The 15,575-nt window shown below is 70.1% G+C and carries 16 protein-coding genes; 8 read left to right on the plus strand and 8 right to left on the minus strand.

What is annotated here, in order from left to right; genetic code table 11:
* Positions 1-155 precede the first annotated feature (155 nt).
* Positions 156-1,034 carry a histidine phosphatase family protein gene (locus tag A5691_RS06725; RefSeq protein ID WP_067785857.1) on the minus strand — a complete coding sequence of 293 codons (879 nt, stop codon included), beginning with the start codon at positions 1,032-1,034 and terminating at the stop codon, positions 156-158.
* Positions 1,035-1,340: 306 nt separating this feature from the next.
* On the opposite strand from A5691_RS06725, the gene A5691_RS06730 reads away from it, so the two are divergent.
* Positions 1,341-1,967, plus strand: coding sequence for a peptidase M50 (locus A5691_RS06730; protein ID WP_067759395.1), 627 nt, complete (start codon positions 1,341-1,343; stop codon positions 1,965-1,967).
* A gap of 479 nt (positions 1,968-2,446) precedes the next feature.
* On the opposite strand, the gene A5691_RS28550 is transcribed toward A5691_RS06730, so the two are convergent.
* Positions 2,447-2,890 carry a hypothetical protein gene (locus A5691_RS28550; RefSeq protein ID WP_231968956.1) on the minus strand — a complete coding sequence of 148 codons (444 nt, stop codon included), beginning with the start codon at positions 2,888-2,890 and terminating at the stop codon, positions 2,447-2,449.
* 247 nt (positions 2,891-3,137) lie between these two features.
* Between A5691_RS28550 and A5691_RS06735 the strand changes: the two genes are divergently transcribed.
* From A5691_RS06735 to A5691_RS06745, 3 genes are read left to right on the plus strand one after another with little or no spacing between them, the layout of a single operon-like run.
* Positions 3,138-3,554, plus strand: coding sequence for a DUF1772 domain-containing protein (locus tag A5691_RS06735; protein ID WP_197498952.1), 417 nt, complete (start codon positions 3,138-3,140; stop codon positions 3,552-3,554).
* 42 nt (positions 3,555-3,596) lie between these two features.
* Positions 3,597-4,370, plus strand: coding sequence for a site-2 protease family protein (locus A5691_RS06740; RefSeq protein ID WP_067780092.1), 774 nt, complete (start codon positions 3,597-3,599; stop codon positions 4,368-4,370).
* Between the two features lie 40 nt (positions 4,371-4,410).
* The gene (locus tag A5691_RS06745) at positions 4,411-5,307 is read left to right on the plus strand and encodes a cation diffusion facilitator family transporter (protein WP_067759389.1); all 897 of its coding nucleotides are present in this window, start codon (positions 4,411-4,413) and stop codon (positions 5,305-5,307) included.
* Here A5691_RS06745 and A5691_RS06750 read toward each other — a convergent pair.
* Positions 5,304-5,717 carry a DUF3151 domain-containing protein gene (locus A5691_RS06750; RefSeq protein ID WP_067759425.1) on the minus strand — a complete coding sequence of 138 codons (414 nt, stop codon included), beginning with the start codon at positions 5,715-5,717 and terminating at the stop codon, positions 5,304-5,306. The two genes, A5691_RS06745 and A5691_RS06750, sit on opposite strands and share 4 nt — an antisense overlap.
* A gap of 123 nt (positions 5,718-5,840) precedes the next feature.
* Between A5691_RS06750 and A5691_RS06755 the strand changes: the two genes are divergently transcribed.
* Positions 5,841-6,671, plus strand: a complete 831-nt coding sequence (locus A5691_RS06755; RefSeq protein WP_067759386.1) for a hypothetical protein — start codon at positions 5,841-5,843, stop codon at positions 6,669-6,671.
* 47 nt (positions 6,672-6,718) lie between these two features.
* Here the strand turns inward: A5691_RS06755 and fbaA are convergent, their stop codons facing one another.
* Positions 6,719-7,750, minus strand: coding sequence for a class II fructose-bisphosphate aldolase (gene fbaA / locus A5691_RS06760; RefSeq protein ID WP_067780090.1), 1,032 nt, complete (start codon positions 7,748-7,750; stop codon positions 6,719-6,721).
* A 58-nt stretch (positions 7,751-7,808) separates the two neighbouring features.
* Between fbaA and A5691_RS06765 the strand changes: the two genes are divergently transcribed.
* Positions 7,809-8,516, plus strand: a complete 708-nt coding sequence (locus tag A5691_RS06765) for a DedA family protein (RefSeq protein WP_067780088.1) — start codon at positions 7,809-7,811, stop codon at positions 8,514-8,516.
* Here A5691_RS06765 and A5691_RS06770 read toward each other — a convergent pair.
* Entirely contained in the window at positions 8,475-10,424 is a 1,950-nt protein-coding gene (locus A5691_RS06770) for an acetoacetate--CoA ligase (RefSeq protein WP_067780085.1), read from the minus strand. The two genes, A5691_RS06765 and A5691_RS06770, sit on opposite strands and share 42 nt — an antisense overlap.
* A complete protein-coding gene (locus A5691_RS06775) occupies positions 10,421-11,542 on the minus strand; it encodes a glycoside hydrolase family 76 protein (protein ID WP_067780083.1) in 1,122 nt (373 codons plus the stop codon). Before A5691_RS06775 ends, A5691_RS06770 begins: the two co-directional genes overlap by 4 nt.
* Before the next feature lie 28 nt (positions 11,543-11,570).
* Between A5691_RS06775 and A5691_RS06780 the strand changes: the two genes are divergently transcribed.
* Both A5691_RS06780 and eutC read left to right on the plus strand, forming a co-directional pair.
* The gene (locus A5691_RS06780) at positions 11,571-12,977 is read left to right on the plus strand and encodes an ethanolamine ammonia-lyase subunit EutB (RefSeq protein ID WP_067780080.1); all 1,407 of its coding nucleotides are present in this window, start codon (positions 11,571-11,573) and stop codon (positions 12,975-12,977) included.
* Complete coding sequence (gene eutC, locus A5691_RS06785) at positions 12,977-13,795, plus strand: ethanolamine ammonia-lyase subunit EutC (RefSeq protein WP_068019471.1); 819 nt, start codon at positions 12,977-12,979, stop codon at positions 13,793-13,795. Before A5691_RS06780 ends, eutC begins: the two co-directional genes overlap by 1 nt.
* On the opposite strand, the gene A5691_RS06790 is transcribed toward eutC, so the two are convergent.
* Together A5691_RS06790 and A5691_RS06795 are read right to left on the minus strand one after the other, a co-directional pair.
* Complete coding sequence (locus A5691_RS06790; protein ID WP_068019473.1) at positions 13,719-14,357, minus strand: SRPBCC family protein; 639 nt, start codon at positions 14,355-14,357, stop codon at positions 13,719-13,721. The two genes, eutC and A5691_RS06790, sit on opposite strands and share 77 nt — an antisense overlap.
* Before the next feature lie 56 nt (positions 14,358-14,413).
* Positions 14,414-15,556 (minus strand): XdhC family protein, encoded by a 1,143-nt coding sequence (locus A5691_RS06795; RefSeq protein ID WP_197694476.1) that lies wholly within the window; start codon positions 15,554-15,556, stop codon positions 14,414-14,416.
* Between the last annotated feature and the right edge of the window lie 19 nt (positions 15,557-15,575).

Raw genomic sequence — 15,575 nt, forward strand, 5'->3', positions numbered from 1 at the left:
CCCGCACCAGGGTCTCGGTTGAGCGCTCCGGGACCGTGCGCGTAGCTGGAGGCATCTTTGCTTGACGCTCTCACGTGGCGATCCTAAACGTCGGGCAGCGACGTACCCGCGACAAGGGCCGTTTGGTCGCGGCTCGTGTCCTCCACGGCCGGGACTTACGGCGTCGTGGGCGGTTTAGCAGCGCATACGCCGCCGGCGGTCGGTGCCTCCAGCATCAGGCACAGGGGCTGCTTGGGGTCGCGCTCGGTCCTCTTGGCCGCCCAGCCCGGCCACACCGGTTTGCCGTTCCAGCTGACCAGCGTCCAGCCATCGTGCGGGTTGCCCTGGACCACGACGACACCGGCGTTGGGCAGCGGGTCGAACAGCAGGAGCAGTGGATCGGGGTTTCTGACGCTCATCATCGTCCCGACGCCGATGGCGAACTCGCTGGAGAACGCCACCTCGGTGATCTTGCCGCCCGCGGCCCGGACCGGGTTGGCCATGGCGTTGCCGTAGATCGTTTGCAGGGAGTCGTTGAAGCGACCCGCGTCGGTCGCCGCGTTGCCGTACATCGTCTGCAGCGCGCCGTTGAAGCGTTTGTGGAACTCGAATCCGTTGGCGTCGGTGGAGCCCGGAGCCAGCATCGGCACGATGCGCAGCCCAAGCAACCACGCCACCGGCCCCAGCAGGTACGCCAGCCCGGCGAGGCTGAACTGCGGTTGCCCGTTGAACGCGCCGGCGTCGATCTCGTTGAGGCCGGGCAGTGCCTGAACATTCATCCCCAACGCGGCCGCCAACGGGGCGGCCGTCTGCTGGGTCCTGGTCAGCTGCGACGCGAAGATCCCGGCGAGCGGACCCTGCGCGGCCAGCGTGGTGGCGATGTTCTGCGCCTGTTGCTGCCCGAGCGCGGTGAGCACCGTTCCGGGCACCGCCGTGTCGATCACCCGCGCCGCGTTGCCCTCCGACTGGCCATGCCGCACCAGGTCGATCACGATCGATTCGTCGGCCGAGGCCGTCGCAGGCTCGACGCACAACAGGACAGCCGAAACCGCCACGGCGCCGGCACGGCGGAGTCGCCTCGTCAGCAACGGACGCGCGTCGGGCCGGTACCAGACACGGGCGGCGCGATTCGCGCGGTTGAGAGGAAGGCGGTGAGTCGGCGAATGGCAGTTCTCCGTTCTCTGGCCACCCATTCGTTGACCCCGTGGCAGGAGTAAAGTATCCGGTTGCCATCGGGCGGTGGCGCAACAACTTTCGCAGTCCGAGATCATGTTGTGACTACGTCGTGATGACGAGATTATCCGGCCCCCAAATGGTCTGGCTGATGAGTGCGCGAGAGGCATTGAAAGACAAGGCTATTGGTGAACACAGAAGACGGCGCCGTAGCGGTGCTGCTGTTCGGTGATCGCCGGGTGCCGCGACCGCTGGTCGGCCTGCCGGTCCACGGCGCCGATCCCGATTCCGCGATCGGGCCGTACCGGCGGCTGGTGGTGGTCGGCGCCGACGCCGACCTGGCCGCCGTGCTGACCGGGCTGCTGCGCGCCGGGCGGCTCGACGTCGAGGTGGCCTACGTGCCGCGCCGCCGTACCCGCGCGAGCCGGGCCTACCGCCTGCCCGCCGGGCGGCGCGCGGCGCGGCGAGCCCGGCGTGGCACCGCGCGGCGGGTGACCCTGGTCCGCGACGAGACCGGATCGGTGGTCGTCGGGCGGGCGAGCTGGCTGCCGTCCGAGGGGCGATCGCTGCGTGGCGAGGCCGTCGTCGACGACACCGTGTTGTTCGACGGGGACGTCCCCGGCGTGCACGTCGAGCCGACGCTGGCCGTGCCCGGCCTGCGCGCCCGCGTTGGCCGGCGCCGCTGGGTCGCCGGGCGCGCGGTCCAGCTGGGCAGCACCGGCGTCGACGTGGTGCGCGACGGCGTACCCGCGCCGCGGCCGGCGCGCCGCTCGACGTTCTACCGCAACGTCGAGGGCTGGCTGGCGGTCCGATAGTTGGGCTGAGTCCGCAGGATTCGCGAGCGCGGTCCGCATTACGGCGCTGGCGACTTTGCTGACAGTTCGTTCTGCAAAAGCGAGACGTCCCCAGCCCGCTCGAATAGCCTCAATCTAGGTTTGGGCGCACCACCCATTTGCCTGGAATCTCCGGCTTCCGCCCTGAACGGTCCCCGAAAGAAAGAGTTGTCAGATTCTCCGATTGGCGGGCTGGTCCTACCTACCTATCAGCCCGGCCCACCGGGGCTGCGACGAAACGAGGAGACATCATCATGATCACGCCGCATCACCTCGACCGCACCACTGGGCCCACGCTGAAAAAATCGGCCGCCATAACCGTTCTCGCCGGTGGGTTGGCGATGGCTGTCATAGGGCTGACCCCTGCCATGGCCAACGCAGACCCCGCACCGCTGGACCCCCCAAGCCCAACCATAACCGCAACCCTGCTCCCCACAGCGCCCCCACCGGGAAGGGCAGGATCAGACCTCTGTATCGCTGTCAACAATGCGCCGCGTGACCACCAGCCGAACAGCTTGAGCGGCTGCTAGGGCGCGCCGCACCACGCTACAGAGGCGGCGTTTCGACTCGGGGATTGGCGAGGCACCTCTGCCATCGCCACTGGTGATCAGGTTGAAGCCCTTGGGTTTTACTCCTTGTTCTACCGCAACGTCGAGGGCTGGCCGGCGGTCCGGCAGGTCGCGGGCTAGGCGCCGTCGCCCTGCTGCTTCGACGCCAGGTGCTTGACGATTAGGCAAAAGTTGACGACGGCGGCGCTCAGCTTGTGGATGGTGGCGTCCCGGGCCCGCCACGCACATCTGCCAGTCGCCGAACTCCTCAGGGGGTCTTTGGTTGTCCGCGTTGAGATGGATCTTCTGCTCGATCTGGTCGCACAGATCCGCCGGGGTCAAGTTGTCCCGGCGCATCGACGTCGAAGAACCATTTATCCGTCATGCCTAGTCGGTACCCCCTGCGCCGCGAATTCACCTGACCCGCGCGCCGGTCGACGTGACGAATGGAGCGCATCGTGTCACATTTCGCGGCTGCGGAACGTCGATATTCTCGAGAACTCCACGCATGAGGGGGACGCCATTGGCAGCGAATAGGCTTGCGTGCCGGCCGAATGTTGTCGTCCGGCTGCTGGACCTGACCCAGCTGGGACAGGCGCAGTGGTTGTTCGGCAACATCTACGAAGCGGTCGTCCATATCCCGGAGCGGCTTGCCGCCCAGCCGAGGCCGTCATCGGTGTTGGCACCGGGCAGCCCGGTGCGCTATTACGCTGCCGCCGCACCGATCACCGTGGCGGCCACGGCCGCAGCCGTAAGCAAGGGCTGGGAAATCGACGACGCCAGGGGTTGGTTGGCCGTTACGGCGGGATGCTCGGTCACCGGATTGGCCCTCACCGGCTATCTGATCCGGACGGTGAACCTCCCGGTGATGTTTGCCGACACGGCGCCGCCGCCAGACGTACGGGCCGCCCGACTCCGAACCTGGTACCGGCTCAATCTGGTTCGGATCGCCGCCGCGTGTGGCGCGTTGATCGCCGCGAACCGCGCGAGCCAGGTCATCGCGCGGCGGGGCGCACGGTAGCGCGCCAAACCCCGTCGACGGGCGGTCCGATAGTTTCGACCGGTGAACCTGCCCGCCCGGCGCGAATCGTTGCGACCCAGCCCCATCTTCCTGGCCCTGGTGGCCGTGACGGCGGCCGGCGGCGCGCTGGCCTGGCTGGCCGGCAGCACCGTGCGGCCACTGGCGTACGTCGGGGTGTTCACCTTCGTCATCGCCGGCTGGTTGGTGTCGCTGTGCCTGCACGAATTCGGGCACGCGGTGACCGCCTGGCGATTCGGCGACCACGACGCCGCCGTGCGCGGGTACCTGACGCTGGATCCCCGGCGTTACAGCCATCCCGCGCTGTCGCTGCTGCTGCCGATGGTGGTGATCGCGCTGGGCGGAATCGGCCTGCCGGGCGCCGCCGTGTACCTGCGGACCTGGTTCATGACGCCGAACCAGCGCACCCTGGTCAGCCTCGCGGGCCCCGCGGCCAACCTGGCGCTGGCGGTGCTGCTGCTCACCCTCACGCGGGTGTTCTACGACCCGTTCCACCAGGTGCTCTGGGCGGGCGTGGCCTTCCTGGGATTCCTGCAGCTGACCGCGGTGGTGCTGAACGTGCTGCCCATCCCGGGCCTGGACGGCTACGACGCGCTGGAGCCGCACCTAAGCCCCGAGACCCAGCGCGCGGTGGCGCCGGCCAAGCAATGGGGCTTCTTCATTCTGCTGTTTTTGCTCCTGGCGGGCGGTAACTGGTTCTTCGGGGCCGTGCTGTGGCTGTTCGACTTCTCGGGGGTGCCGACGTGGCTGGTGTCGGCGGGCAACGTGCTGACCCGCTTCTGGAGCCGCTGGTTCTGACCCTTGCCATATATGCGCGAATGTGCATATATTGCTCGCCATGGGCGCAGGCCACAGTCACAGTCCCGCCGAGACCGACGGGTCCCGGCTGATCCCTCGCATGATCGTCGCCGCCGCCATCCTGGCGGCGTTCTTCGTGATCGAGCTGACCACCTCGTTGCTGATCAACTCGATCGCGCTGCTGGCCGACGCGGGCCACATGCTGACCGACGTCGTCGCCGTCTTCATGGGCCTGGCCGCCGTGACGCTGGCCCGCCGCGGCAGCTCGTCGCCGTCGCGGACCTACGGCTGGCACCGCGCCGAGGTGTTCACGGCGGTCGCCAACGCGGGCCTGCTGATGGGGGTGGCCCTGTTCATTCTCTGGGAAGCGATCCAGCGGCTGAGGGAAACGCCGTCGGTCCCCGGCGTGCCGATGATCGTGGTCGCGCTCGCCGGCCTGCTGGCCAACCTCGTGGTCGCGCTGCTGCTGCGGTCGCACTCCGGGCAGAGCCTGGCGGTCAAGGGCGCCTACATGGAGGTGGTCGCCGACAGTGTGGGCAGCCTCGGGGTGCTGATCGCCGGCATCGTCACCGTCACGACCCGCTGGCCCTACGCCGACGTGGTGGTGGCGGTCCTGGTCGCGTTGTGGGTGCTGCCGCGGGCGATCTCGCTGGCCCGCGAAGCGTTGCGGATCCTGTCCGAATCGTCGCCGACCCACATCGACGTGGAGGAGCTGCGCTCGGCGCTGGGCGCCGTCGACGGCGTGACCGAGGTGCACGACCTACACGTGTGGACGCTGTCGCCGGGCAAGGACATGTGCACCGCGCACCTGCGCAGCACCGGCGACTCCGCCCGGGTGCTGCAGGACGCCCGGACCGTGCTCTCGGCGCGCGGGCTGGAGCACGCCACCGTGCAGATCGACGGGCCCGGCGAAGCGGAGTGTTCGGAGAGCTTCTAGAGGCCCAGCGCCGGCCGCGCCTCCGGGTCGCAATCGTCAAGCAGGTCCAGGCAGCGCAGGTGTTCCTCGGATTCGCCGATCGTGTCGGCGGCCCGGGCCAGCGCCGCCACACAGCGCAGGAACCCGCGGTTGGGCTCATGCGAATACGGCACCGGGCCGAAGCCCTTCCAGCCGTTCCGGCGCAGCTGGTCCAGGCCGCGGTGATAGCCGGTGCGGGCGTACGCGTACGCCGTGACGGCCTGCTCGTCGGCCAGCGCCTGTTCGGCCAGCGCCGCCCAGGCCACCGACGCCGACGGATGCGCGGCGGCGACGATCGCGGGCTTCTCGCCGGCGAGCAGTTCCGCCTCGGCGTCGGGATCGCCCGGCAACAGGGTCGGGTCGGGTCCGAGCAGGTCTCGTGGCGGCGTCATGGCTCCCATTCTGCAGCTGCCCCATTTCGCCGGGGCGGCGGACCTCGACCATCACCCCATCGAGGGGGACGGGTCGCTAAGCTCTCCAACTACCCCACCCGATAGCGGAGGACAGCCGTACTCATGCCCCAGCCACCCGAGCCCGACCGCGGCGGCACGCCGAACGCGCCTGGGCACGAATGGGCCGCGCAGTCAGGCGAAGACGCGACCGAGGGCGTCCCGCTCATCCCGAGCGACTCCGAGACGGAGACCGTCGTGATCCGGCCCGATTCGGGCGGCGGCCCGGGGGTTCCCGGGGACGACGCGGACGCCCAGCAGCGCGAACGCCGCTTCACCGCGCCCGGTTTCGACGCCAAAGAGACCACGGTGATCGCCACCACCCCGGAGCCCGCCACCGAGGCCTTCTCGACACCTCCGGAGGGCCAGACCGCGCAGCTTGGGGTGCCCCCCAAATCCGCTGTGCCACAGTCGATTCCGCCTCGACTCGGCGGAAAGCTGCGCACCTCCCGGCAGATCAACTGGGGCTGGGTGCTGGCGCTGGTGGTGATCGTGCTGGCGCTGGCCGCGATCGCGATCCTGGGCACGGTGCTGCTCACCCGCGGCAAGCACACGAAGGTGTCGCAGGAGGACATGGTCCGCACAACCATCCAGAGCTTCGACACCGCGATCCAAAAGGGCGACCTGACCACGCTGCGCACCATCACCTGCGGCACCACCCGCGACGGGTACGTGGACTACGACGAGCACTCGTGGGATGAGACGTACCGCCGGGTCTCGGCGGCCAGGCAGTATCCGGTGATCGCGAGCATCGACCAGGTGGTGGTCAACGGCCAGCACGCCGAGGCCAACGTCACCACGTTCATGGCCTACGACCCGCAGGTCCGTTCCACCCGCAGCCTGGACCTGCAGTATCGCGATGACCAGTGGAAGATCTGCCAGTCCCCGAGCGGCTAGGTTGAGCCTTCGGCGTCGAGTGTGCGGCCAGCCGCACGTTCGAGCGGCTAGCCGACGGACTTCCCGGCGCAGTGCAGGTCCTCGCAGGCCTCCACCACGCGCTCGCTCATCGACGCCTCGCCCTTCTTGAGGTAACTGCGCGGGTCGTAGACCTTTTTGTTGCCCACCTCGCCGTCGACCTTGAGCACGCCGTCGTAGTTGCTGAACATGTGGCCGGCGATCGGGCGGGTGAACGCGTACTGGGTGTCGGTGTCGACGTTCATCTTCACCACGCCGTAGCGCAACGCCTCCTCGATCTCCGACTTCAGCGAGCCCGACCCGCCGTGGAAGACGAAGTCGAACGGCTTGGCGCCGTCGGGCAGGCCCAGCTTGGCCGCGGCGACCTGCTGGCCCTGGGCCAGGATGTCGGGCCGCAGCTTGACGTTGCCCGGCTTGTAGACGCCGTGCACATTGCCGAACGTCGCGGCCAGCAGGTACTTGCCGTGCTCGCCGTGCCCGAGCGCCTCGATGGTCTTCTCGAAGTCCTCCGGCGTGGTGTACAGCTTGTCGTTGATCTCGTGGGCGACGCCGTCCTCCTCGCCGCCGACGACGCCGATCTCGATCTCGAGAATGATCTTGGCGGCCGCGGCCTCCTTGAGCAGTTCCTGCGCGATGGTCAGGTTCTCGTCGATCGGCACGGCCGAGCCGTCCCACATGTGCGACCCGAACAACGGGTCCTGCCCCGCGGCCACCCGCTCAGCGGAGATCCGCAGCAGCGGCCGCACGTAGCTGTCCAGCTTGTCCTTGGGGCAGTGGTCGGTGTGCAACGCGACATTGATCGGGTATCTGGCCGCGATCACGCGGGTGAACTCGGCCAGCGCCACCGCGCCGGTCACCATGTCCTTCACCCCCAGGCCGGAGGCGAACTCCGCACCGCCGGTGGAGAACTGGATGATGCCGTCGCTGCCGGCGTCGGCGAAGCCCTTGATCGCCGCGTTGACCGTCTCCGAGGAGGTGCAGTTGATGGCCGGGAAGGCGTACGAGTTTTCCTTGGCGCGGCCCAGCATCTCGGCGTATACCTCGGGCGTGGCGATGGGCATGGGCTCCTCCTGGCGACTAGGCCCATCCAGTATCGCAACACCGGTATGTTGAAGCATCGTGAGCACCACCGTGACGGCCCTGCCCCACATCTTCGACCCGATGTACTGGTTGGGCGCCGACGGCGTCTTCGGCTCCGCGGTGCTGCCGGGGATCCTGGTCATCGTCTTCATCGAGACCGGCCTGCTGTTCCCGCTGCTGCCCGGCGAATCGCTGTTGTTCACCGGCGGCCTGCTCGCCGCGCACCCGAATCCGCCGGCGAGCATCTGGGTGCTGGCCCCCGCCGTCGCGCTGGTGGCGATACTGGGCGATCAGACCGGTTACTTCATCGGGCGGCGGATCGGCCCGGCCCTGTTCAAGAAGGAAGACTCCCGGTTTTTCAAGAAGCACTACGTGACCGAGTCGCACGCGTTCTTCGAGAAATACGGGCCCTGGGCGATCATCCTGGCCCGGTTCGCGCCGTTCGTGCGGACGTTCGTCCCGCCGGTCGCGGGGGTGTCCTACATGCGCTACCCCGTGTTTCTGGGCTTCGACATCGTCGGCGGCATCCTGTGGGGCGGCGGCGTGACGCTGGCGGGCTACTTCCTGGGCAACGTGCCGTTCGTGCACCACAACCTGCAGAAGATCCTGCTGGTGATCCTCGTCGTGTCGCTGATGCCGGCGTTCATCGCGGCCGTGCGGAGCTACCGGGCGCGCCGACGGGGGCCGGCCGCCCCGGAGCCGGAGTCAGGACACCCGACTTCTGCGGTACGCAACGAAAGCGTCTAGCAGTTCCGGCCGGTCGATCGAGCTCTGCTGCACCGCCTCGCCCGGCGCGGCGCCCAGCAAGATCCGCTTGATCGGGATCTCCAGCCGCTTGCCGGTCAGCGTGCGCGGGATCCCGGGAACCGCCAGGATGTCGTCGGGCACGTGGCGCGGGGAGGCGTGCTGACGGATGGCCGCGACGATCCTGGACCGCAACCCCTCGTCGAGTTCGGCGCCGTCGGCCAGGGCCACGAACAGCGGCATCCAGTAGCCGCCGTCGTCCTGCTCGACGCCGACCACCAGGCAGTCGCCCACCTCGGGCATGCCCTCCACCGCGGTGTAGATCTCGGCGCTGCCCATCCGCACGCCCATCCGGTTCAGGGTTGCGTCCGAACGGCCGTGCACCACAACGGATCCCCGGTCGGTGATGGTGATCCAGTCGCCGTGACACCACACGCCCGGATACTTCTCGAAATAGGCTGCGCGGTAGCGGCTGCCATCGTCGTCGTTCCAGAAGAAGACCGGCATCGAGGGCATCGGCTCGGTGATCACCAGCTCGCCCTCCTCGCCGATCACCGGATGGTTTGCGCCGGACCAGGCTTCGATGGCCGCGCCCAGGCAGATGCACGACAGCTCGCCGGCGACCACGGGCAGGATCGCGCAGCCGCCGATGAAGGCGGTGCAGACGTCGGTGCCGCCGCTCATCGAGATCACCGGCACCGACCGGCCGAGTCCCTCGTGCACCCAACGGAATCCGGACGCGGGCAGGGGCGAGCCGGTGGAGCCCACGGCGCGCAGCCCGTCCAGCGGGTACGTCGCCCCCGGCTTGAGCCCCTTCTTGGCGCAGGCCAGCAGGTAGCCCGCGCCGGCGCCGAGCACGTTGACACCGCTCTCGGCGGCGACCCGCCACAGCCCGTCGGTGCCCAAATGCGTTGGGCTGCCGTCGTAGAGCACGATCGTGGTGTCGACCAGCAGCCCCGACAGCAGCAGGTTCCACATCATCCAGCTGGTCGACGAGTACCACAGGAAGCGCTCGCCGGCGTGCAGGTCCAGTTGCAGGCTCAGGTATTTCAGGTGCTCGATCACCGTGCCGCCGTGACCGTGCACGATGCCCTTGGGCTTACCGGTGGTGCCGGACGAGAACATCACCCACAGCGGATGCGCGAACGGCACGGCCGCGATCTCCAGCTCGGCGTCGGATGCCACCGCCATCGCCCACGCGACGGTGTCGCCGTCGCTCGCCAGCCCGAGCCGCGGCACCACCACGGTGGCGCGCAGGCTGGGCATCGCCCGCCGGATCGTGTCCAGCTCCGCGCGCCGGTCGATGCGCTTGCCGTCGTACACCGACCCGTCGGTGGCCACCAGCACGACCGGCTCCACCTGGCCCAGCCGGGCGATCACGCCGTCGACGGCCACGTCCTGGTTGCACACCGCCCAGATGGCGCCGACGCTGGCGGCGGCCAGGGCGGCGACGGCCGCCTCGCCGACGTTGGGCAGGTAGCCGACGACGGCGTCCCCGGGCCGCACGCCGAGGCCACGCAGGTACGCCGCGAACGCGCCGGTCTCGCGGCGCAGCCGCGCCCACGACCACTCGCACGCGCCGTCCTCGCCCACGACGATCATCGCCGGGCGCTCGTCGGTGGCGTGCCGGAAGATCTCGGTGGCGTAGTTGAGCGTGGCGCCGGGGAACCACTCGGCGCCCGGCATGGAACGGTTGCCCAGCACCGCGCGCGGCGGGCTGCTCGCCTGGATGCCGAAGTAGTGCCACACGGCATCCCAGAACCACTCGATGTCGTCCACGGACTTGCGCAGCAGCGCGGGGTAGTCGCCGAAGCGGCCGCGGCCCGTCTCCGCGAGCCACGCCATGAAGTGGGTGAGGTTTGCTTGGGCCAGCGTCGCCTCGTCGGGAATCCAGCTGCCGGGCTCGGTCATGTCGCGCTCCCTGCCGTCACGGCGGTGACGTTACAGGCGGCCTCCATCAGCATCCAGCCCGACAGCTGCACCGACAGATCCCGCTCGGCGACCTCGGAACTGTTCACCGCACCCTCGACGAACTGCGCCTCCCCGCCCTCCGCGCCGGGCAGCTGGGCGTCGCGGTCCCAGAACGGGCCGAACAGCGGCAGCCCGTCGACCGTTTGCCGGTAGTCCCAGGCCGACTTCGCGCTGGCCAGCACGATCCGCCGGGCGGTGTCGCGGGCCGCGGCGTCGTCCGCCGAGTCCCCCGGCAGCGTGGTGGCGACCAGCGCCAGGTATCGGGCGGTGATGCCGGAGAACAGTCCCCCGTCCCCGCCGCCGGCCCCGGTCAGCACGCCCGTCGGGGCCATGTGGTCGGCGACGGCCGCGACCAGCCGATGCACCCGCGGGGCGTGCCGGTCGTCATGGGTGCGCGCCGCGAGTTCCGTTTCCAGGCCGAGCACCACGCCCTGGCAATAGGTGTACTGGGCGCGGACCAGGGAGCCGGCCTTGATGCCGTCGAACACCAGGTGCGTCTCCGGGTCGATCAGGGTCTCGTTGATCCAGTCGGCCATCTGCTGGGCGCGCCGCATCTTCTCGCCGTAGCGGGCCAGGAAGATTCCCGCCGGGCCGTTGGCGGGGGCGTTGAAGAACTGGTCCTGCTTGCGCCACGGGATGCCGCCGCCGTCCTCGGGCACCCACGCGTTCAGGAACTGGTCGGCGAGCTTGGGCAGCGCGCGGTGGCGCTCGACCCCGGCTATCCGGGCGGCGCGTTCCAAAGCCAGCGCCAGCCAGGCCATGTCGTCGTAGTAGCTGTTGGTCCAGCGAAAGTTGTTGCGCAGCCGGTGGGAACGGACCTGCCGGTTGATCCTGGTGTGCCGCTCGGGCCGCGGGTCGCGCAGCTGCGCGTCGACCAGACAATCCAGCAGGTGCGCCTGCCACCAGTAGTGCCAGGTGCCGAATATCCGGTCACGGCGCGTCGACGGCCAGGCCACCACGCCCAGCTGCGTTGCGGGCAGGCCCCAGAGGCGCTTGAGGTGCCGTTGCGTGACGGCGGCCTCGGAGCTGGCCGCGCGGTTGACCCACAGCTGATCCATACTCCCCGATCCTGCCTCATACTGATATATGCGCTACCGGCAAACCATTTCGGGGACCACGCACACCTTCGACGGGCTGGTCGACGTGATGGCCAAGGCGACGCCGCTGCGCTCCGGCGACCAGCTGGCGGGGTGCGCCGCCGGCTCCGACGCCGAACGGGCCGCGGCCGCGTGGGTGCTGGCCGACATTCCGCTGGCGACGTTCCTCACCGACGTGCTGGTGCCGTACGAGACCGACGAGGTCACCCGCCTCATCATCGACGGCCACGACCGCGACGCATTCGGCCCGATCGCCGGCTTGACCGTGGGCGGCTTCCGCGACTGGCTGCTGGACGCCGCGTCCCGCGGCGACGGCGCGGCGCGCATCGCCGCCGTCTCCCCGGGGCTGACGCCGGAAATGGTTGCCGCGGTGTCGAAGATCATGCGCAATCAGGATTTGATCCTGGTGGCCGCCGCGGCGACGGCGACCGCGGCATTCCGCACCACCATCGGGCTGCCGGGCACGCTGGCCACCCGGCTGCAACCGAACCATCCCACCGACGACCCGCGCGGGATCGCCGCGGCGCTGCTCGACGGGCTGCTGATGGGCTGCGGCGACGCGGTGATCGGCGTCAACCCGGCGACCGACTCGCCGCGCGCGGCGTCCGACCTGCTGCACCTGCTCGACGACATCCGGCAGCGGTTCGCGATCCCGGTGCAGTCGTGCGTGCTGTGCCACGTCACGACCACGATTGAGCTGATCGAGCGGGGCGCGCCCGTCGACCTGGTGTTCCAGTCGATCGCCGGCACCGAGGGCGCCAACGCCTCGTTCGGCACCTCGATTCCGATGCTGCTGGAGGCCAACGAGGCCGCCCGGTCGCTGAACCGCGGGACCGTCGGCGACAACGTCATGTACCTCGAGACCGGGCAGGGCGCGGCGCTGTCGGCGGGGGCCCACCTCGGCGTGGGGAACAAACCGGTCGATCAGCAGACGCTCGAGGCGCGGGCCTACGCGGTGGCCCGGGCGCTGCAGCCGCTGCTGATCGACACCGTGGTCGGCTTCATCGGGCCGGAGTACCTCTACGACGGCAAGCAGATCATCCGCGCCGGCCTGGAGGACAACTTCTGCGGGAAACTGCTCGGCCTGCCGATGGGCGTCGACGTCTGCTACACCAACCACGCCGAGGCCGATCAGGACGACATGGACACGCTGCTCACCCTGCTCGGCGTGGCGGGCACCGCGTTCGTCATCACCGTTCCCGGCGCCGACGACATCATGCTGGGTTACCAGAGCCTGTCCTTTCACGACGCGCTGTACGTGCGAAAAGCGTTGGGGCTGCGGCCCGCTCCCGAATTCGAGGCGTGGCTGGCCGGCCTCGGCATGGCCGACGCCGACGGCCGGATCCTGCCCGTCGACCCCGCGACGTCGCCGCTGCGCGCGCTGGCAGCCGGCTGATGACCGACCCGGAACCCCCGGACGTCTGGGCCCCGCTGCGGGCGACCACGCAGGCGCGGATCGGCCTCGGGCGGGCGGGAGATTCGCTGCCGACCCGGCGCGTCCTGGAGTTTCGGGCAGCGCACGCCGCGGCACGCGACGCCGTGCACGACCCGCTCGACGTCGACCGCCTCGTCCAGCGGCTCCGCGGCGTCGGCATCGGCGAGCCGCTACAGGTGCACAGCCGGGCCACCTCCCGCGGCGAATACCTGCGCCGGCCCGACCTCGGCCGCAGCCCGGCGGACCTGTCGGATCTGCCGAACACCAAGGCGGACATCGGATTTGTGCTCGCCGACGGCCTCTCGCCCCGGGCGCTGACCGACCACGCCGCGGGCATGGTCGAGGCGCTGGTGCGCGCGTTCGACGGCCGGTACACGATCGCCCCGCCGGTGGTCGCCACCCAGGCCCGCGTCGCGCTCGGTGACCACATCGGTGCAGCCCTCGGTGTCACAACGGTTCTCGTCCTCATCGGAGAACGGCCGGGGCTGTCGGTCGCCGACAGCCTGGGCATCTATCTGACGCACCGGCCGGCGCCGGGGCGCACCGACGCCGACCGCAACTGCGTGTCCAACATCCATCCGCCCGACGGCCTGGACTACCCGGCGGCCGCGGCGGTCACCGCCGCGCTGGTCGCAGGCGCCCGCGAACTCGGCCGCTCGGGGGTCGCCCTCAAAGACACGACGCGAGCGGCGATCGGCAGTTCTAGCGCCTCCGGCCGAGCACCCAACCCAGCACCAGCGCGGCCAGCACGGCCAGCAGCACCGGGGCGTACCTCTTGAGCTGGTCGCCGCCGGCGAGGTCGAGCAGGTCGATGGGCTCGGGCTCGGCGGCGTGGCTTGGCTCCGGGGCGCGCCCGACCTGCGGGGGGCCCTCGGGTGTGGCCGGCGCGGCCACCGATTCCGCGACGAGCTTGGCTTCGAGCGACTCCACGAACTGGCCCAGCAGCTTTTCCGACACCTGCTGCAGCATGCCGCTGCCGAACTGGGCCAGCTTGCCGGCGATCTTCAGGTCGGTGTCGACGGTGACGCCGGTGCGATCGCCGTCCTCGTGGAGCTGGGCGGTGACCGTCGCCGCCGCGTTGCCGGTCCCGCGGGTCTCCTTGCCCTTGGCGTCGATCACCGCGCGGTATTGGCCGCGATCGTGCTCGACGAAGCGCACCTTGCCGCTGAACTCGCTGGTGACGGGGCCTACCTTCACCTTGACCTTACCGAGGTAGTCGTCGCCCTCGTGGCCGGTCAGCGCGGCCCCGGGCATCAGCGGGATCACCTGCTCCAGGTCGCTCAGCACGTCCCAGGCCTCTTCGATGGGGGCACTGACGGTGAACTGGTTGGCGATCTTCATCCCGGGGTCCTCTCGTGTGCGGCGACGACGGCGTCGTGCACAGCCTACGGGCGGCACTACGGAAGTAGAGTGGGGTCCCCCGCGTCATGGTGGATCCGCCCGCCGATCTCGGCCAGCGGGCGGCCCCCGCCGCCCCAGCGCTTGGCGATGATGTCGGCGGCGATCGAGACCGCGGTCTCCTCGGGGGTGCGCGCACCGAGGTCCAGCCCGATCGGGCTGGACAGCCGGCTCAGTTCGGCGCCGGTCAGCCCGGCGGCCTGGAGCCGGGTCATCCGGTCGTCATGCGTGCGGCGCGACCCCATCGCCCCGACGTAGCCGACCTCGGGCAGGCGCAGCGCCACCTCGAGCACCGGCACATCGAACTTCGGGTCGTGGGTCAGCACGCAGATCACCGTGTGCCGATCGACGGCGCCCGCCTCCGCCTGGGCCGTGAGGTAGCGGTGGGGCCAGTCGACGACGACCTCGTCGGCCGTCGGGAAGCGGGCCCGGGTGGCGAACACCGGGCGGGCATCGCACACGGTGACGCGGTAGCCGAGGAACGAGCCCTGCCGCGCCAGCGCGGCGGCGAAGTCGATCGCGCCGAAGATCAGCATCTGCGGCGGCGGCGCGAAGCTGGACACGAAGACCTCCATGCCGTCGCCGAGCCGCTGCCCGTCGGGCCCGTACACGAGGACGTCGCTGCGGCCCAGCGCGAGCAGCCCGCGCGCGTCGTCGGCGACCGCGGCGTCGGTGCGCGCCGAGCCCAGCGAACCCGCCACGCCGTCGGGCCGGATGACGATCCGCCGGCCCACCCAGTCCGGGTCGGGGTGGGCGACGACGGTGGCGGTCGCCACCGCGCGACGCTCGGCGATGTCGTCGGCCACTGCGCCGAGCTCGGGAAACGACGCGCGCGAGACCGGTTCGACGAACACGTCGATGACGCCGCCGCACGTCAGGCCGATCGTGAACGCGTCGTCGTCGCTGACTCCGTAGCGCTCCAGCCGCGGCGCCCCGGTCTTCGCAGCCTCGGCGGCGAGGTCGTACACTGCGCCCTCCACGCAGCCGCCCGACACCGACCCGGTGACCGAGCCGTCCGGCGCGACCACCATCGCCGCCCCCGGCGGGCGCGGCGCGGACCGGAAGGTACGCACCACCGTGCCCAGCCCCGCAATATCGCCGGCACGCCAGATCGACATCAGCTCGGCAATCACGTCACGCACCCTCTCAACGTATGCGGAC

The sequence above is a fragment of the Mycobacterium sp. E183 genome, assembly GCF_001667735.1.
Lineage (GTDB): Bacteria > Actinomycetota > Actinomycetes > Mycobacteriales > Mycobacteriaceae > Mycobacterium.